The sequence below is a fragment of the Corynebacterium sp. LK10 genome (assembly GCF_008042455.1).
Classification (GTDB): domain Bacteria; phylum Actinomycetota; class Actinomycetes; order Mycobacteriales; family Mycobacteriaceae; genus Corynebacterium; species Corynebacterium jeikeium_D.
Genome location: NZ_NOVT01000017.1, coordinates 91,860 through 109,631, shown reverse-complemented (window position 1 = coordinate 109,631; position 17,772 = coordinate 91,860). Strand labels below are relative to the sequence as shown.

18 protein-coding genes are annotated in these 17,772 nt (G+C 61.2%); 10 read left to right on the top strand and 8 right to left on the bottom strand.

Annotated features, from left to right (window positions below; translation table 11 throughout):
* Positions 1-3 precede the first annotated feature (3 nt).
* From CHU70_RS05925 to CHU70_RS05915, 3 genes are all read right to left on the bottom strand, one after another.
* Positions 4-495 carry a DUF3592 domain-containing protein gene (locus tag CHU70_RS05925; RefSeq protein WP_049172339.1) on the bottom strand — a complete coding sequence of 164 codons (492 nt, stop codon included), beginning with the start codon at positions 493-495 and terminating at the stop codon, positions 4-6.
* Positions 496-562: 67 nt separating this feature from the next.
* Complete coding sequence (menD, locus tag CHU70_RS05920) at positions 563-2,287, bottom strand: 2-succinyl-5-enolpyruvyl-6-hydroxy-3-cyclohexene-1-carboxylic-acid synthase (RefSeq protein WP_187269749.1); 1,725 nt, start codon at positions 2,285-2,287, stop codon at positions 563-565.
* Positions 2,288-2,478: 191 nt separating this feature from the next.
* Positions 2,479-3,504 (bottom strand): o-succinylbenzoate synthase, encoded by a 1,026-nt coding sequence (locus CHU70_RS05915; RefSeq protein ID WP_147719175.1) that lies wholly within the window; start codon positions 3,502-3,504, stop codon positions 2,479-2,481.
* Between the two features lie 13 nt (positions 3,505-3,517).
* Between CHU70_RS05915 and CHU70_RS05910 the strand changes: the two genes are divergently transcribed.
* Positions 3,518-4,498: a 1,4-dihydroxy-2-naphthoyl-CoA synthase gene (locus CHU70_RS05910; protein WP_016422029.1), complete on the top strand. Its 981-nt coding sequence runs from the start codon at positions 3,518-3,520 to the stop codon at positions 4,496-4,498.
* A 65-nt stretch (positions 4,499-4,563) separates the two neighbouring features.
* Here CHU70_RS05910 and pdxY read toward each other — a convergent pair whose 3' ends face one another.
* Both pdxY and arfB read right to left on the bottom strand, forming a co-directional pair.
* Positions 4,564-5,490, bottom strand: a complete 927-nt coding sequence (pdxY, locus tag CHU70_RS05905) for a pyridoxal kinase PdxY (RefSeq protein WP_222865510.1) — start codon at positions 5,488-5,490, stop codon at positions 4,564-4,566.
* A 41-nt stretch (positions 5,491-5,531) separates the two neighbouring features.
* Positions 5,532-5,975, bottom strand: a complete 444-nt coding sequence (gene arfB / locus CHU70_RS05900; protein ID WP_070429282.1) for an alternative ribosome rescue aminoacyl-tRNA hydrolase ArfB — start codon at positions 5,973-5,975, stop codon at positions 5,532-5,534.
* A 139-nt stretch (positions 5,976-6,114) separates the two neighbouring features.
* On the opposite strand from arfB, the gene CHU70_RS05895 reads away from it, so the two are divergent.
* The 6 genes from CHU70_RS05895 (at position 6,115) to CHU70_RS05870 (ending at position 11,907) form a co-directional block, all read left to right on the top strand.
* Positions 6,115-6,897, top strand: coding sequence for an SDR family oxidoreductase (locus tag CHU70_RS05895; protein WP_147719176.1), 783 nt, complete (start codon positions 6,115-6,117; stop codon positions 6,895-6,897).
* 16 nt (positions 6,898-6,913) lie between these two features.
* Positions 6,914-7,594 (top strand): alpha-ketoglutarate-dependent dioxygenase AlkB, encoded by a 681-nt coding sequence (locus CHU70_RS05890; protein WP_016422013.1) that lies wholly within the window; start codon positions 6,914-6,916, stop codon positions 7,592-7,594.
* A 33-nt stretch (positions 7,595-7,627) separates the two neighbouring features.
* Positions 7,628-8,857: a sensor histidine kinase gene (locus tag CHU70_RS05885; protein ID WP_147719177.1), complete on the top strand. Its 1,230-nt coding sequence runs from the start codon at positions 7,628-7,630 to the stop codon at positions 8,855-8,857.
* Between the two features lie 73 nt (positions 8,858-8,930).
* Positions 8,931-9,617: a response regulator transcription factor gene (locus CHU70_RS05880; protein WP_242451362.1), complete on the top strand. Its 687-nt coding sequence runs from the start codon at positions 8,931-8,933 to the stop codon at positions 9,615-9,617.
* Between the two features lie 116 nt (positions 9,618-9,733).
* Complete coding sequence (locus CHU70_RS05875) at positions 9,734-10,477, top strand: ABC transporter ATP-binding protein (RefSeq protein ID WP_147719178.1); 744 nt, start codon at positions 9,734-9,736, stop codon at positions 10,475-10,477.
* Complete coding sequence (locus CHU70_RS05870) at positions 10,474-11,907, top strand: hypothetical protein (protein WP_147739784.1); 1,434 nt, start codon at positions 10,474-10,476, stop codon at positions 11,905-11,907. The genes CHU70_RS05875 and CHU70_RS05870 overlap by 4 nt, the downstream gene beginning before the upstream one ends.
* 26 nt (positions 11,908-11,933) lie before the next feature.
* Here CHU70_RS05870 and CHU70_RS05865 read toward each other — a convergent pair whose 3' ends face one another.
* Together CHU70_RS05865 and msrA are read right to left on the bottom strand one after the other, a co-directional pair.
* Entirely contained in the window at positions 11,934-13,112 is a 1,179-nt protein-coding gene (locus CHU70_RS05865; protein ID WP_069359108.1) for a hypothetical protein, read from the bottom strand.
* 99 nt (positions 13,113-13,211) lie between these two features.
* Positions 13,212-13,868, bottom strand: a complete 657-nt coding sequence (gene msrA / locus CHU70_RS05860; RefSeq protein WP_048732380.1) for a peptide-methionine (S)-S-oxide reductase MsrA — start codon at positions 13,866-13,868, stop codon at positions 13,212-13,214.
* A gap of 102 nt (positions 13,869-13,970) precedes the next feature.
* On the opposite strand from msrA, the gene menE reads away from it, so the two are divergent.
* The 3 genes from menE to CHU70_RS05845 are packed head-to-tail and all read left to right on the top strand — an operon-like array spanning position 13,971 to position 17,242.
* Positions 13,971-15,119, top strand: coding sequence for an o-succinylbenzoate--CoA ligase (gene menE / locus CHU70_RS05855; RefSeq protein ID WP_048732378.1), 1,149 nt, complete (start codon positions 13,971-13,973; stop codon positions 15,117-15,119).
* Positions 15,120-15,175: 56 nt separating this feature from the next.
* Positions 15,176-16,072 (top strand): 1,4-dihydroxy-2-naphthoate polyprenyltransferase, encoded by an 897-nt coding sequence (locus tag CHU70_RS05850; RefSeq protein WP_016422005.1) that lies wholly within the window; start codon positions 15,176-15,178, stop codon positions 16,070-16,072.
* A 9-nt stretch (positions 16,073-16,081) separates the two neighbouring features.
* The gene (locus CHU70_RS05845; protein WP_049192983.1) at positions 16,082-17,242 is read left to right on the top strand and encodes an alpha/beta fold hydrolase; all 1,161 of its coding nucleotides are present in this window, start codon (positions 16,082-16,084) and stop codon (positions 17,240-17,242) included.
* Here the strand turns inward: CHU70_RS05845 and CHU70_RS05840 are convergent.
* The gene (locus CHU70_RS05840; protein WP_070429275.1) at positions 17,239-17,598 is read right to left on the bottom strand and encodes a DUF4229 domain-containing protein; all 360 of its coding nucleotides are present in this window, start codon (positions 17,596-17,598) and stop codon (positions 17,239-17,241) included. The genes CHU70_RS05845 and CHU70_RS05840 overlap by 4 nt on opposite strands.
* Positions 17,599-17,772: the final 174 nt, after the last annotated feature.

The following is a 17,772-nucleotide window of genomic DNA, read 5'->3' as shown; positions in this document are numbered from 1 at the left end:
GTGCTAGTTTTCCATCTCGTCGGAAAGCGAAAGTGACCCTCTGTTTACCTTTTGGGGATCTCTTTGTAAACGACGGGTTGCGCGCAACGACGACCACCACAACGGCGCGACGACGAGAAATGTAACCACAGCGATACTGGTCGCCGGGAGAAGTGACAGCGTCCATGTGCGCCCGGCGACGCGGACGACATTGGGATCAGTGCGGTCGTATTCGACGCGGACGCGCTGCCCCTCTTCCAGACCAACGGGATAGAGCAAACCGGTTGGTGGCGACTGAAAATCGCCATTCTCGTCGACGAAATCAACCGTGGTGCGAAGGAGCTCGACCGAGCGCACATTGGCTACGGACTGCCCCATGTTCGACTCGATATTGCGGTCATTAATGAAGCAGCCAACCACCATGGCCAGACACGACAGCAACAGGCAAATCATCACAAAGAGCAGTACCTGACGAAGGAAGCGCGGCCAATTGGCCAGGGCAGTTTTCCACTGCATGGCGGTCGCGACCTCCTATTTTTCTGTCCCTGATTGTTTCCAGCTCTGATTGGATGCTGCCGGCCGGCTAGTGCTTGTCCAGCACCCCAATCTCCGCATTGTATGCCAGCTTGTGGTGCAACTGCCGACGCGTCGCACGTGTGGTCGCCACCTCGATGACGCGGATGCCGTCGACATCGGTATCCGGGTGCAGCTGCGCGAGCAGATCTGGGAGGCGGTCGACACGCACGTGCTCGACTCCGTAAGCCTGGCAGATGCCCTCAAAGTCCACGTCCTGCGGCGTGCCGAAGATGCGCTCAAAGCTTCCCCGCAGAGCCGGGCTGCCCGCCTCCAGCGTCTCGAAAATACCGCCACCGGCATCATTGGCCACCACGATGGTGAGGTTTTCCGGCCTCGGCTCCAGCGGCCCAATTGCCAACGCTGCGGAGTCGTGCTGGAACGTCAGGTCACCCATAAGTGCAATCGTCCGCGGCGGGCGAATCTCGTCGGCATGCTCACGGTCGGACGCCAGCGCAATACCGATTGCCGTCGCCACCGTGCCGTCGATGCCCGCGGCACCTCGTCCCGCATACGTGTTCACACCCGGGAAAGGCAGGCCCGTGTACGACGCATCGCGCACCGGGTTCGACGCGCCCAGCACCACGTTGTCACCCGTGCGCAGGCTATCCGTCAGCGCCGCCGCCACATGAAATCCGGTCAGCGGTTCCTCCGCTTCAATCGACTCGGTAAGCGTCTCTCGCACGGACTTCACCGCCAATTCGCCGGCAGCCTCACAGATTTTCGTCCACTGCGGGTCCTGCTCCCCCAAAGTCTGCACATGCTTTACGACGGCCCTTGCGTTCGCCGTCACATCCGGGAACTCCACCCCAAAACCGTGGTTTTCCGCTTCGGAGACAACGGTCAGCTCGATATCCGGATTGGCCAGCAGCTTAGAGATACCTCGGTGCAGCGTCGGCCTGCCGACCAACACAATCTGCTCCGGCGGAATCTGCGCGAAAGTGCCCGCCGCAAGCGGGTGCACCGGGTGCGCCGGCGCATATGCATTCGGCTCAGCGATGGTTGGCAAATCCTCCAGCGCCGGCAGGTGCGGGGCATTCGAACCCGCAATCACGAGTGTGCGGCGGCTGATGTCAATTGTGGCTGTGCTAGCCGCGTTGGCCGGGCCGGTTGCGGTGGCGGCCACGCCGACGTTGTTGCTGTTGGTAGGCGCAATCGTGGTCCAGGGGCCGCCATCGGCGCGGCCCTCGGGGATGTCGGCGACGGAGTCGTCGTCAGGCACGAGCGGTTCGACAAAACGGACGTTAAGGTGGCCGGCGCCGGATGCCATGGCGGCGACAACGCGATCAATGCGAGCGCGGATCTGCGCGGCGGTGGCCTTCATGACCGGGGCGGTGCCGTCCAGATCGAACTCGACGACGGAGGCATCAGCGAACAGGCGGTCCTGGACGATGGTCTGGTTCGCGCCAGTGCCTCGATAATGCGCGGGGCGGTCGGCGGTCAGTGCCAGCAGCGGAATGCCCGACGCGGTGGCTTCCACCATGGCGGGCACGAGGTTCGCCACTGCTGTGCCGGACGTTGTAATTACCGGGGTCACCTTGCGGGTGCGCGAGGCCAGGCCGAGGGCGAGGAAGGCCGCGGAGCGTTCATCGATGCGCACGTGTAGGCGAACCTTCGCCGCGTCAGCGGCCTGGACCAGAGCGCGGGCGAGTGGGGCGGACCGGGAACCCGGGCACACCACGGCATCGACCATGCCGAGACGCAGCAGCTCATCGACGATGAGGCCCGCTACCACTGCGGATGGGGCTTGTGTGGACTGGACGGCGTGAGTGGTTTCGGCCGCGCCGGTGTCCGGGTCTTGAGGGGTGTCCTGGTTATTGTTCACACTCAATAGGCTACTTGCCGGAAGTTACTGACTAGGTTTATGTCAGTTTGGAAGCCGTTTTTCGGGCTCAAAGTGTCATAAACCTAGTCACTTTCTTGGCGTTATAGATGGGTGTACGCCGCGCGGAGGCGGTCGAACCACCAATCGCGGCGGGGGCCCGGCGCGGCGAGCTCGGCCAGGCGGGAAGGGTCGGGAGCGGGGTTGGTGACGGGCAGTCGGCCATCGATAAGTGGCCGGGGCTCGATGACGTCCTCGATAAACAGCGAGGACGTGGCCAAACCCGCCGCGTTCGGCTCCGGCTGCAGCTCTGTGGCAGGCAGGGCCGCCGCCGTGAACAAACCGGCGGCCATGCCAACACCGGTGTCCAGGGCGCTGGCGACCGTCACCTTCATCGCGAGCTCCTCGGCCAACCGAAGCAAGCAGCGTGGTCCACCAAGCGGCGCGACCTTCATTACGCCCACGTCCGCCGCCTGTTCGCGCGCAACCAAATACGGATCCTCGGCCTTGCGAATCGACTCATCGGCAGCAATCGGACAAAACTCCCCCACTGCGTCGCGGACCGCGCGGAGCTCGGCGACAGTCGCAACGGGCTGCTCCATGTACTCCAGCGGCCCCAACTCATGAGCGGCGCGGATTGCCTGCTCCACCGACCAGCCACGGTTCGCATCGACCCGCACGACAGGTTCATAGCCATAAGCTTCGGCCACCGCGGTGCGGACGGCGGCTACGCGCTCGATGTCGTCGTTAAGCGATTGGCCGCTCTCTGCGACCTTGACCTTAAACGTGCGGCACCCGGGGTAGCGCGCCACGACCTCCGGCACCTGGTCGGGTGTGACGGCGGGGATGGTGGCGTTGACCTCGACAAACTCGCGCTTCGGGATGGGCAGGCCGACGTATGCGCATTCGATGGCCGAGCGCAGCCACGCGGCGGCCTCGGACGCCTCGTATTCCAGGAAGGGAGCGAACTCGCCCCAGGTGACGGGGCCGTCGATGAGGAGTGCCTCGCGGGTGGTGACGCCACGGAATTTCACTGCCATGGGCAGCGCGACGACGTGGGCGCGGTCGAGGATGTCATCGATGGGCGGAAGCTGGATGTTGGGCGCAGCGGACACAGACATACCCCTCATGCTAGAGACCTTTATGCTGGAAGCCATGACTGATACCGCGAAGTACTCGACCGATAACCCTTTCCGCCCCGAGCAGTGGAAGACGGTTGATGGTTTTGAGGATTTGACCGACATCACCTACCACCGGCACGTCGGCGAGGGCCGCGAGAACGGTATTGTGCGTATTGCGTTTGATCGCCCGGAGGTTCGTAACGCATTCCGCCCGCATACCGTCGATGAGCTCTACCGCGCGCTCGACCACGCGCGCCGCACCCCGGATGTCGGCGTAGTGCTGCTGACCGGTAACGGCCCGAGCACCAAGGACGGTGGCTGGGCATTCTGTTCGGGTGGTGACCAGCGCATTCGCGGTCGTTCCGGCTACCAGTACGCAACGTCCCACGAGCATGACGACGCTACCGCGGACGCATCCACCATCGATACCGCGCGTGCCAAGGTCGAGGGAGGCCGCCTGCACATCCTGGAGGTGCAGCGCCTAATTCGCACTATGCCGAAGGTTGTCATTGCCGTGGTCAATGGCTGGGCCGCAGGTGGCGGACACTCCCTGCACGTCGTGTGTGACCTGACGCTCGCATCGCGCCAGGAGGCCCGCTTTAAGCAGACCGACGCTGACGTGGGATCTTTCGACGCCGGCTATGGCTCGGCCTACCTGGCGAAGCAGGTTGGCCAGAAGTTTGCCCGCGAGATTTTCTTCCTCGGCCGCTCCTACGACGCTGAGACCATGCACCGCATGGGCGCCGTCAACGAGGTCGCGGACCACGCTGAGCTGGAAGATGTCGCGGTCGAGTGGGGTCGCATGATCAACGGTAAGTCCCCGACAGCGCAGCGCATGCTGAAGTTCGCCTTCAACCTGACCGATGATGGCCTGATGGGTCAGCAGGTCTTCGCGGGTGAGGCTACTCGCCTGGCGTACATGACCGACGAGGCCGTCGAGGGCAAGGAAGCGTTCCTGGAAAAGCGCGACCCGAACTGGGACGAGTTCCCGTTCTATTACTAGGCCTGTTGGGACACTGCTAGGGCTGGCTTAGCGGCGTGAGCCCCCAGCCCTACTGCACCCCAGCCCTACTGAACCTTCGTAACCTCAAAACGCTGCTCCGGGTGAACGTAGGCCTCCTGCGCGCGCACGAGCTCCAGCTCGCCAGAGCCGGACTCGTGCGTGACCTTCAGCAGCTCAAAGATACTGGCCGCTGTGTTACCCAACGCGACCGAAAGGTCACCGTAAATACCGCGACCGCGCAGCAGGTTGCCTGCAAACAGCGCAGCCGCGACATCGCCGGAACCGTTGCGCTTCAGGGGCAGGTACGGCGTCGCCACCAGCCATGCGCCCGCACCATTGACGGCGAGCATCTCAATCTCGCCCTCCTTGCGCTCCGGACGTAGCACGCTGGTGACCAACACGGCCTCCGGGCCCATCTCACGAGCAGCATGAGCTGCCGCAATGGTGGACTCCAGGTCGCTGACCTCGCGGCCCGTCAGGTAGCCCAGCTCGAACTGGTTTGGCGTAATCACATCTGCCACCGGCACGACCTTGTCGCGCAGCAGCGGCGGAATGTCGTCCGAAACGTGGCAGCCACTCTTGGCATTTCCCATCACCGGGTCACACGAGTAGATAGCCTTCGGGTTGCGCTGCTTGGCCAGCGCCACGGCCTCGATGATGACATCCGCAATATCGCTACCACCCTGGTAGCCGGAGATAATCGCGTCGACGTCGTCAAGCTTGCCCAGCTCATCGATACCCTTGATGACCTCGCGCACATCCGTGGCCGGAATCATCGGGCCGCGCCACTGGCCGTAGCCGGTGTGGTTGGAGAAATCGACGGTGTGGACCGGCCACACTTCAAAACCTGCGCGCTGCAGCGGGAAGACCGCAGCGGAGTTGCCCACGTGGCCATAGCTCACATGCGACTGGATGGACAGAATCGAGGGCACGCGGTTGAACTCCGCGACAGTTTCAGCTGCCTTTTCAGTAGGGGCCTGGTTTTCGCTCATACCATCTATATTGCAACGGATGCACGAAAATCCCATATTCCCTAGTAGGCGCTGGGGCGACGTCGGCTGGCTTTGAGCTCGGAGCGGCGCTGCTTCTGCGCTTTACGACGGGCAATCGAGGCCCGACTCGGTCGAGTCCGCCGGCGCCTCGGAGGCGGTGGCTGCACAGCTTCTCGGATGAGTTCCGCTAAGCGCCGCCTGGCTTCCGCGCGGTTGCGTACCTGGGAGCGCTGCGTGGTAACGGACACGGTCAGTGTGGTGCCGTCGAGGCGGTGGCTGAGGTTCTGGAGAGCGCGGCGGCGGTGGACGTCGGAAAGCACGCTGAGCTCGGCGATATCCACCGATAGCTGCACCTTGGAGTCGGTGGTGTTAACGCCCTGACCGCCCGGCCCTCCGGAGCGCGCGAAGCGTTCGGTGAGCTCCGCCGCGGGGATGACGAGGCCCTTTGGGATGCCGGGACCTGGTGGGATGTTCAGGGGTTTCATGGTGGCCAGTGTAGAGGGCGCGTTTGTAATCAGGGCGCGTTTCCTCTAATCCGCGGTTAAACAACAAATACTCACCTAAGCTGGCAAATAACATTTATCCACTTATAAAAACAGTAAGAAAAGGCAGGATTGAGGCACCATGGCCACTTCTGATTCCCCGTCCATTTTCATCTCCGGCGGCGCGCAGGGCATTGGTCGCGCGGTGGCCGAGAAGTTCCTGGCTGCAGGCTGGACCGTAGGCGTCTACGACATCAATGAGGATGCCCTGGCCAAGCTTAAGGCTGAGCGCCCGGAGGTAATCGTCGGCAAGCTGGACGTGACGGACTTTAAGCAGTGGGAAGACGCGCTTGCGGACTTCACCTCCCACACCGGCGGCAAGCTGACGGTGCTGGACAACAACGCGGGCATCATCGGCGATGGCGATATCATCGACCAGTCGCCGGAGATTATTCGCGCGCAGGTGGACATCAACTGCACCGGTCTGACTCTGGGTGCGAAGGCGGCGCACCCGTACCTGAAGCGCACTAAGGGGTCTCACCTGGTCAACATGGGTTCGGCTTCGGGCATTTACGGCCAGCCGCACATCGCGCCGTACTCCGCGTCGAAGTTCTACGTCTCTGGTCTGACGCAGGCTCTGGATCTGGAGTGGCGCAAGGACAAGATCCGCGTCGTCGCAATCATGCCGCTGTGGGCGAAGACCAAACTGGCGGACGTTTCCGCCGGTTCCACCCGTCGTCTTGGCGTGCGCATTACGCCGAACCAAGTCGCTGATGCTGTGTGGAAGGCAACGCACCCGCAGAACTTCATTGAGCGCCAGCGTCACTTCTACTCGGTGTCGGCGGCAGACTTTATCCTGCGCTACCTGGGCAAGATTGGCCCGCAGTTCCTGTCCCGCCCGGTTAACGCAATCATCGCGGGTTAAGAGGCAAACTAAACCTATGCTCTTTGATCAACTCCCGCGCGATGATGCCCGCATCACGCCGGGAGTTGTTCATCTGCCGGGATGGCTTCCATTGGAGCGGCAATCGGGCATCATCACGCAACTCCGCGACATCGCCCGCGACGTTGCCGGCACTCCCCTGGCCATGACTCGTCCGCAGCTCAAAAGCGGCCAGATGCAGGTATTCATGCTGCATCTCGGCCGCATGTGGGCCACAAATCCATACCGCTACGTCACGCACGTCGGCGGCGTTCGCGTCCCGCCCGTGCCTGACAATCTGCTACAGCTCGCCACCGAAGCACTCGGCGCTGCCGCGCTTTACGACGAATCCCTCAGCCAGTGGCCCACCACTTTTCGGCCCGACATGGCGTTGGTCAACTACTACCCACCCGGGGCCACCATGGGGATGCACCAGGATCGAAACGAAAACTCCCCTGCCCCGATTGTGTCGCTCTCTATCGGCGATGAGGCCCTGTTCCGCATTGGCGGGACTGAAAACCGCAACAAACCCTGGGATGACGTGACTCTCGCCAGCGGGGATGTGATTGTGTTTGGTGGTCCGAAGCGGCTTGCGTTTCATGGTGTGCCCAAGACTCGTCGCGGCACTTTGCCGGAGGGGTGCGGGCTTAAAGAGGGCCGCATCAACATCACATTCCGGCAAGTGGAAAACTCACACTAAACCGCGCAAGCCACCGACCGCTAGCCTAGACACATGCAGCGCACCGCTTCCTCCATGCACGCACAGCCTGCCACCGCGCAGACCCCTGCCCCACTCGACTGGCGCAGCCGGGTACGTTTCTTTGTCGGCTCGTTCCCAACTGCCGATCTCGCTATTGCGGCTGCTTTCCTGCTGTGCTGCTGGTTGAGCATGACGCCGCTACTTACTTATGGCCCGAGCTTTACTTATGTCACCAATGTGATTCTGTCCGCGATGATTGCCGGGGCCGCAGCGTTTCGTCGTAAAGCAGTGCGCGCATCGTTTGTGGTTACGTACAGCGCCCTAGCGGGTCTCGCCCTGCTGGTGTGGTTATCCCCTGTAAACCTTGGGCTCGACCCTATTATTGTTGCTGCCCCACTATCACTATGGGCTGTGACCAGGTGGGAACCGAATCGCACCTGGGGCATCGTTGGGCTGTTTTTGGGGTTGATTGGCAGCTTCCTCAACCCGGCAGTTCCTGCCTTCGGCTTTACCCCGGAACGACTGTTGGTCTTCGGTCTGCCGGCGGTGCTCATTACGGCGAGCGCGTACGCAGTGCCCCTGTGGCTCCGAATCAACGCCGAGGAACATGCCGCGGAGTTGGAAAACGTCGTGGCGCTCAACAAGCTGGAGTTGTCCAGGGAGCTTCACGACGTCGTGGGGCACGGACTCACCTCTATTAAGGTTCAGGCCCAAACCGCTCTGTACCTGGCGGAGATGGATGGCTCACGAGCGGAATCCGCTGCTGAAAAGACCACGCTGGAAGGTATTGCCCAGACCGCAGACCAATCGTTGCGGGATGTGCATGCGCTTGTCGATGCGCTACGTGATGGCGGCGAGATTAGCGCTGACCCGAATGAGATTCCGCGTCTGGTTGCGGCAGTTTGTCCGCCGGGTCGCGATGTTTCGGTGACTCTGCCGGAGTCTTATGGAGACCTGGCGGATTGGCCACTCGCGAAGCGTTTGACTTTGGTGCGGGCAGTGACGGAGTTGGCCGCGAATATGGCCAAGCACTCATCGGGCGCTGGTCAGCTGGCACTGGTAATCGATCCACCTGCCGATGCTGATGACAGCCCGGCGCGGGTTCATTTGGTGACTGCAAACCGGGCTGAGAGCGAAACTTTGGAACCCAGGAAGCGAGCTGGCGCTGGCCTGATTGGTCTGGAAGAACGCGTGGCTCAGCTCGGTGGCGAGATGACTTATGGTGAAAGCGACGGCATGTTCCGCGTCAGTATTCGGCTGTAAGCGGTTCGACCGAAGCAGGGCTGACTGTCAATCCTGTTGAGAAAGACGAGCAATGGATGTAATTCGAGTATTAGTGGCTGAAGATCAGGCTTTGATTCGGCAGTCTTTCGCGCAGCTTATTGATGCCCACCCGCAGATGAAAGTCATTGGTGCCGTGGGCGACGGCGCCGAGGCTGTGCGTCGTGCCTCCGGAGCCGATGTGGTCGTCATGGACATTCGAATGCCCGTGATGGACGGTATCGAGGCCACACGACAGATTGTGCAAGGCGTGCCGTCCGGAGGTGCGGCTCGCGCTTCCACTCCAAAAGTCTTGGTACTGACCACTTTCCGCGAAGAAGACCTGGTGCTCGGCGCTTTAGAAGCTGGGGCCGCAGGCTTTTTGCTCAAAGACTCCAATCCCCGTGAGCTGCTTTCGGCCATCATGCGTATCCACCGTGGTGAAGGAGTCATCGATCCGAAGGTGACGCCGATGGTGTTGCGGCATGTTTCACCGCGCGCACCGCACTCAGGACAGCCAGCGAGAGCGTTCTCGACACATGGCGCTGACTCAGACCCCACTCACACAGGAACCCAATTCACACCCCGCGAACAGGAGATTTTGAACCTCGTCTACCAAGGGCTTTCCAATGACGAAATTGCTCGCAGGTTGGTTGTCGCCACGACGACAGTGAAAACCCATGTGAAATCCCTGTTGACCAAGACAGGCTCACGCAGTCGCGTGGATCTTGTCATTTGGGCTGCGAAAAACGGGCTGCTGTAGCTTCTCCTCGCTGGTACCGTCATCCTCGCTATCGCCTCCTCCCTAGGGAGGATATTTCCGCCACCTCATCCTCAGGGAGGGCGCGAACCGTGCCAAACACTCCTATTACTTAAGGCATGAACGCACCAACCCCCACCTCAGGCCCTTCCGCAGACGCCGCCGCTCCCCTCCTCCAGCTGCGCGGCATCACTGTCTCCTACGGCAAGAACGAACCTGTCCTGAACGGCCTCGATATGAACGTCCGCGCCGGCGAGGTCTACGGGCTATTGGGACTCAACGGCGCAGGTAAATCCACGTTGATGAGCACGGTGCTTGGGCTAATTCCCTACTCCGGTGAAATCAGCATCGCGGGACACCCGTGGTCCGTTGTCGACCTGGACCGCATCGGCGCCTCCATCAATGGCCCGGCGTTCTACCCACAGCTCTCAGCCACCGACAATCTCAAAGTGCACGCACATCTGACCGGCACGGACAAGAGCCGTATCGCCGAAGTCCTCGACTTGGTCGGGCTTCATGCTGGTAACAAGCGTGGCCGCGCTTTCTCAACGGGCATGAAGGTTCGTCTTTCCCTGGCGATGGCGCTGCTCACCGACCCCGACATTGTGCTTCTCGACGAGCCCACCAACGGACTCGACCCCGAAGCTATCGTGGGCCTGCGCACCTTGTTGCGAAATCTTGCCGCTAGTGGCAAGGCCGTCGTGGTGTCCTCCCACCAACTCGGAGAAGTCGAAAAGAGCGTTGACCACCTTGGTGTCCTCGCCGGTGGCCGACTGGTCTACGAAGGCCCGCTGACTGACTTTGCGGCCTCTGGTCAATCCCTCGAGCAAGCTTTCTTCACCGCAGTAGGTGTTGCCCGATGAGCACTCAACCGCACACGCGCACTCTTGACACGCGCACCGTTCCTATTCGCCGCTACTTCCGCGCCGAGCTACTGCGGGCGAAGTGGTCACTCACCATGTTTCTTCCCATCATCATGGTGGCAATCGCTCTGGTCAGCATGGTCTTTTCTAGAGGCGTTGACGCCACCGCCATGGCGAGCGCCCACATCTACTCGCTTATCCTGCTTCCTCCCCTGGCTGCTATTACGTCCGTCATCGGCCAAAACCGTGAAGAAAAACTCCGCCAAGGCGGCCTAATCTGGCGCAATATCTCGGGCACTCGAGTGCTCCTTGCCCGCGCAGCCACTGTCATCGCCTCCGCGGCCCTCGGTCACGCATTGATGGCTGCACTCCTTGCCCGGAGCGTGAGCACCGCATCGCAATTCACGCTCTTTAGCACGTTGTCATTCTTCGTCTTCTGGGCATTCGGCCTTGCCCTATGGCGCCTTGTGCCACGCGCAGCTCTCTTCCTCGCTCCGCTCGCTTCCATCGCTTGGGCCATCGCAGGAACACTGGACGCCATGAGCCCAAACTGGAAAGTTCTCCCGTGGACCTGGGCAATCCGCCCAACGTTACCTATCCACGGAGTGCAGGCTAATTCCATCTCGGCTCCCGCCGACAGCGAGATCTGGAACATCGCCATCCTGCCGCCCGCGTTGCTGCATTTACTCCTCGGGCTAGGTCTATTTGCCATCGCATTGCTTGCGCACGGAAAATCTCTCAGCTTGCCGACGGGCCGGGAACGCAGCACTTCGTCGTTAAGCCATGGCATGAGCGCGACCCTTCCCTGGCGCACCTGGTGGAGTCTCGCAGCGCTGATGCTTGCCGGACTTGCGGTCGTGCGTGTGGTGTGGAACCCGGAGTATGCGCTGGGGCTGCTGAGTTTCGTCTGCGTGCCGACGGCCGCAACCGTGGTGGCCATCATGACATGGACTTCGCAAGCCGATGCCTGGCCAGCACTGATGTATCGGCGTGCGCGACGCAGCATCACGCTCCGACTGTTTGCCTTGGATATGGCGTTTCTCCTGCCGGTGCTGGTGGTTGCGGTGGTTATCAGTGGTGCAGGCGGCGAGACCAATAGCCAGACGGGCATTAACCCCTGGCCGTACCAGGCGGTCATCGCTCCTCTTGTGGCCGCGATGATTGTGGCCGTGACCGGCTTAATTGCGCGTCGAAGTGTGGCGGCCGCAATCTTTGTCTCGGTCGCGCTCGGCGGTTGGGCGGTGATGGTTGGCGGTGATGTCCTCAGCGCCTCACCGTTGTGGTGGACCTCGGAATGGGGATGGACTTGGGTAGTCCGTGATTACCCCGAGCGGTGGCCAGTGATGGTTCTCGTGTCCGCCATTGTGATGGCGGCTTTCGTGGCTTGGGCTCGGGCGACATCATTGAAGGCGATCCGATCCCAAGACTGACGGCGGCGCTACGAGCAGCCCACCTACTACTCGATCGCCTCGCGAACCTCTTCGACACTGAGGTTGGAGTCTTCAATCTCCTCGCGGGCCTCCTTGTTCCGGCCACGGCGGACCAGGCGGAAGATGCGCTTGCGGCGGGAAGTCTCTTCACTGATGCGCTCGCGGCCGCGCAACCAGGCAACAAGCATGACAGTAATGAGCAGCAGACCGATGTAGCCCAGGATTGGGTAGACCCAACCGATTAGGTTCTGGAAGCCCATGAAGCTCAAGGCGAAACCGAGCAAGACCAGCGCGACGTAGACAATCTTGAATTTTTCCGGGTGATTTGCGGTGACGCGACGCCCCAGTGCGTAGAACATGCCAAGTGCCGTGTTGAAGATCATGCCAAGGATTACCACGGCCATGGCCTGGCCCAGCCACGGGTGCAGTCGATTAATGACGGTGAGCATTGGCACGGCATCGGTGGCGACAGTACCAACAGTGTGGAACAGCGTGATGGTGGTAATCAGCAGCATCGCGGAGTAGATCAAACCACCGGTAAACCCACCGGCTCCAGCGGCGCGGGGATTGAACAGGCTACCGCCAATAACAATCGCCATGGAAACCGCAACCATCAGGTTAAAACCGACATAGTTCACTGCGGCGACAACCCAGTTCGGCAGAGTGGTCGGGACTTCCGCAACGGCAGCTGCCTGCTCCGCGGCTGGGGTGGCATCGGTGAACGCCAGCGTATAAACACTGGCCAGCAGAATAAAGCCGACGATAAACGGCGTGATGGAACCGATCACTGTGGTCACTCGGTCAACATCGAGGAAACCGGCTGCAATGGTCACCAGCACCATGATTACGGCACCGATCCACACGGGGATGCCCCACTGCTGCTCCATGTTGGCACCGGCACCGGCGAACATGACGAACCCGGTGGCGAAGAGCGTGATAATCACGCCAATGTCCAGTACTCGCGAGAAGATGGGGTGCGATACGCGTCGGAAAACTTCGCCGTGCTCGCTGGCCTGAAAATAGCTTCCCAGCTGCAAAATGATCATCGCCATCAGGCTCATGATTACCGCTGAGAGAACGGCACCCCAGACACCATTGATGCCAAAGGCGACGAAGTATTGCATGATTTCCTGACCCGTCGCAAAGCCCGCGCCGACGACCACGCCGACGAAGGCAAATGCAACGCGCAGTACTTGCTTCACCACAAGGGTTCACTCCTATTCGACTATCGGATTAATATAACCACCTTACTTTTCTCAGTGAGTTTTACTAATCGCAATTAAGCGTTCTACGAAGTTTCGCCTTTAAATTCCGCAGGCCACGCCGGTCGAATGCACTGGGCAGTAGCCGTTCGGATTCTTAAACAAGTACTGCTGATGCTCATCCTCAGCCCGGTAGTACTCCCCTGCCGGGGTCTCCGCGAGTGGCTTAATCTCCGTGGTGATGGCCCCCAGGCCAGCGTCGGCAAGCTTCGGCGCGTAGGCATCGGCGATCTCCTGTGCCCGGCGCGCTTGCTCGGGCGTCGTCGTGTAGATCGCGGAACGGTACTGCGTGCCGACATCATTACCCTGGCGGTAGCCCTGCGTGGGATCGTGGGCCTCGAAGGCCTTGGCGATCAGCTGGTCGAAGCTAATCTGCTCCGGGTCGTAGACGACCTCCACAATCTCGGTGTGGTTGGTGCGTCCGGTGCAGGACTCGCGGTAGGTGGGATTCGGCGTCATGCCCCCGGCGAACCCGACCGATGTGCTGAGCACGCCCGGTGTTTCCCAAAACAGCTTCTCAGCACCCCAGTAACAGCCAATCCCGATGTAGACGACCTCCTGGCCTTCCTCCCATGGGCCGGTGATCGGCGTGCCGAGCACCGCATGCGGCTTCGGATTTTCCAACACCGGGTGCGAGCCGCCCTTTAGCGCCTCATCTTCCGGCACCAGCTCCGCTGATCTACCAAAAATCCAACCCATCTTCGACGCCTTTCTATCTATGACTGTCTTTGGTCTGCGCAACGCGCCCGAGGCCACGATTGTTCCGACCTCGCCACCAGAAACTACGGAATAACACCGACTATGGTTTGGGTTGTGCGTACGCTCAGCCTGCTTTCCATCAATCCCCACAACCCGACCGCCATCCTGCCCGACCTCCGCGCTGCGCTGGACGGTGAGGTCTCTCTTCTTCCCGTTCCGCTTCACGACGGCACGCGCGCCTCAATCTTGCGGAACTCGCAACGCGCAGGTGAGCCAATTGATGAATCCATCGCGCTTGTTGTCGGCACCTCCGGTTCCACCGGCACACCGAAGGGTGCACAGCTGACGGTGGATAACTTGGTCTCCTCTGCTACCGCTACACATCAGTGGCTCGGCGGTGAAGGGCAGTGGCTGCTGGCGATGCCGGCCTACCATATCGCTGGCCTGCAGGTTCTCATTCGTTCGCTGCTCGCGGGCACGAATCCGGTGTGTGTGGATGTGACCGACGGTTTTGATGTGGCCGCATTCGCCGACGGCGCTGAGGCCCTCACCAGCGACCGTGCCTACACCTCGCTGGCTCCGATGCAGCTGGCCAAGGCCATGGAAGAACCCTTTGGCGCGGCAGCCCTGCGCCTGTTTGATGCTGTCCTTGTCGGCGGCGCAGCCTTGAACCCGCAGGTGGCAGCGCGCGCCGAAGAACTCGGCATCAACGTCGTGACCACCTATGGTTCCTCCGAGACAGCCGGCGGCTGCGTCTATGACGGACAGCCCATCGAAGGTGCACAGGTCGCCATCGAAAATGGTCGCGTTTGGCTGGGCGGACCGATGATTGCACACGGTTACCGCAACGCGCCCAGTCACGAGGCTTTCCATAAACCAGGTTGGTTCGCCACCTCCGATGCGGGCGAGATCCACGATGGCCGACTAGTCATTACGGGACGCCTGGACACCATCATCGACTCCGGCGGGTTGAAGCTGCACCCCGAAGTCCTCGAACGTGAACTGCTCGCCATCGATGGAGTTACGGGAGCCTGCGTGGTCGGTGTGCCACACCCAAGGCTCGGCCACGCTATCGTCGCAGCGTATGAAGGCATCGCTGAGCTCGGCGATGTCATGGACGGGCTCGGCGATGCTGAAGACGCCGGGCGAATCAATCACTGGATGATTCCCAAGGACCTGCGTCGCGTGGAGGTCCTGCCACTGATTGGTCCGGGCAAGGTCGACCGGAAGAAAGTCGCGGCGCTCTTTTAGCTCATTCAGACACGCATTAGTTCAAGGCATTTGGTGTCACGTCCTATTATTAATTCATGTCTGAAGCACCAAAGAGTCCTGCAACGGCGTCGTTAAGCGATTGGCTGGAAGGCGCGCGCCCCCATACCTGGGCGAATGCGTTTGCGCCGGTCATCGTCGGTGTCGGAGCGGCATCGACGCACGCGCCGATTATCTGGGGACGTGCGGTGCTCGCGCTGGTTGTCGCGTGGGCGTTGATTGTGGGCGTGAACTTCGCCAACGACTACTCCGATGGCATCCGCGGCACTGACGATGACCGCTCGGGCCCGCTGCGCCTGACGGGTTCTGGTCTGGTCGAGCCGAAGGTTGTGAAGTACGCGGCGTTCGGTTCCTTTGGTGTCGCCGGTCTTGCCGGTGTGGCGCTGTCCCTGATGAGCGCGTGGTGGCTCATTCTGGTCGGTGCACTGTGCATCGCGGCTGCGTGGTTCTACACCGGCGGTAAAAATCCCTACGGTTATCGCGGACTTGGCGAGGTCTCGGTCTTCGTCTTTTTCGGTCTCGTCGCGGTGCTCGGCACGGAATTCACCCAGACGGGCTCGCTGTCTTGGGTCGGCCTGGCCTGCGCAATTGGTATTGGTTCGGTGTCTTCTGCCGTGAACCTGGCGAACAACTTGCGCGACATCCCCACCGACGCCGCTACCGGCAAGATCACCTTGGCAGTTCGCCTGGGCGACTTCCGCACCCGCATCGTCTGGCAGATTCTCTCCCTCATGCCCGCGCTGGCCAGCAGCTTTATCGCTTTCTGGCGCCCATGGGCGCTGGTGGGTCTGCTCATCGTGCCGCTGTGGGTGAAGGCCTCCGAGCCAATTCGCATGCATAAGAAGGGCAAGGAGCTCATCCCGGTACTGGGGCTTACCGGCAAGATGATGCTTGCCTGGTCCGTCATTACGGCACTCGCACTCGCGCTCAGCTAGGGGGTACCGATGGACTTCCGCACACTGACGCACAAGGCGCTTGACGACGTCCAGGAGGCCGCAACCCGAGTTGGCGACACAGCAGCCAAGGCTCCAGCTTTCGCCCGCAGCGCTGCTCTGCGTTTGACCAAATCGGGACGCCGCCGACTGGCGCTGGAGCACGGTGCGCTGCATTCGCAGACCCGTGAACCGGGACTCACCGATCTCACGTCAACCGGCGTGGTGCATATCAAGACCGCACCGGTCACGGCCGAGATTGCGGCCAAGGACGACGAGCGGAAGGCCAGCGACAAGCCGGATGCTGTCACCACCGATATTCCGGTGCACTGGTACGAGGTTGAACCTAGCGAACCCGCCAAAGAACCCGTGACCATCGTCTTCGTCCACGGCTTCACCCTGGCTGGTGAGTCCTGGTACCGGCAGTTCAACGCGCTGCGCAAGTCGCACCCGGAAGCACGCCTGTTGACTATGGATCTGCGCGGCCACGGCCAGACCGGAGCGGTTCCGGCTTCACTCTGCACGGTCGAAGGGGCTGCGGCCGATGCGCTGGCCGTGATCGCCGAGCGTGCCGCGACCGGAAAACTCATCGTGGTTGGGCATTCGCTAGGCGGTTTGATTGCACTGCACATGGTGCGGGCTGCCGAGGAAAGCATTCGCCGTCGGATAGCAGGCGTAGTGTTGATTTCCACGTCTATCGACAAGCTGGCCGCCCAGGGTGTGCCGCAGATTCTGGCGTCCCCGGTGGCGGATGCGGCGCGCAATGCAATTGAGTCCTCGCCGAAGGAGATTCGCAAGTTCCGCGAGGCAATCGCGTCACTGATGGCGCCGTCGTTGGCGGTGGCGGTGTTCGCCCGGCGCACGGACTACGAGATCATCGAGTTCCACGCGGCCATGATTAATGAAACACCGCTGGAAACTTTCGTGGGATATCTCGACGACCTGCAGGATCACGACGAGTTCGCATCCGGGCCTTACTTGGAGGGCTTGCCAGGAGCGGTACTGGTGGGCACGAAGGACGATGTCACTCCGCGCAAGCAAGCAGACCTAATTATGGAAAAGTGGCCGGACGCCGAACTGGTTGAAGTCGACGGGGCCGGCCACATGTTGCCGCTGGAGGCGCCTGAAGCGGTGAACCGGGCTATCGAGCGGGCCCTGGAGAAGGTGCGCTAGTTTTCCTCGCGGTCCTTAATCTGCTGCGCAATGTATTCCTTGTGCGCGCGGCGGTTCTCCGACCACACTGCAACAGACTCATTGGCCTGGACGCGCAGCTTCGGGAACACAAAAACCGACAGCGGCATCGCAATAATCAGTGCGAACACAGCCGTAATTGCAGCCGGAATCTGCACATTAACGAAGTAAATAATCACGAGCAGAACGAAGAACAGCACTAGGAATAGCAGCAGACGAGCAAGGCCGTACCAGAACAGCCCCTTCATGGCATTGCCGCGACCAGCATTCTTGGTCACCGGAGCTGCTGGCATCTGAGCCTCAGAAGCCAACTTGTCCTGCTCTGCTGGATTGGTCATTAAACCCTCACCTCTACGTGTTACGCCTGTGCTGTGCCCGACGTTGTTCGTGTCCAACGTTCCTTTGTACCCTAACGAACTCTGTACGCCGTACCGCATGCAGTGCGATACCCCTCGTGGGCACTACGGGACTCGTTGCGTATTCTAGTCGGTAAATCCAGGAGGTTAGCTATT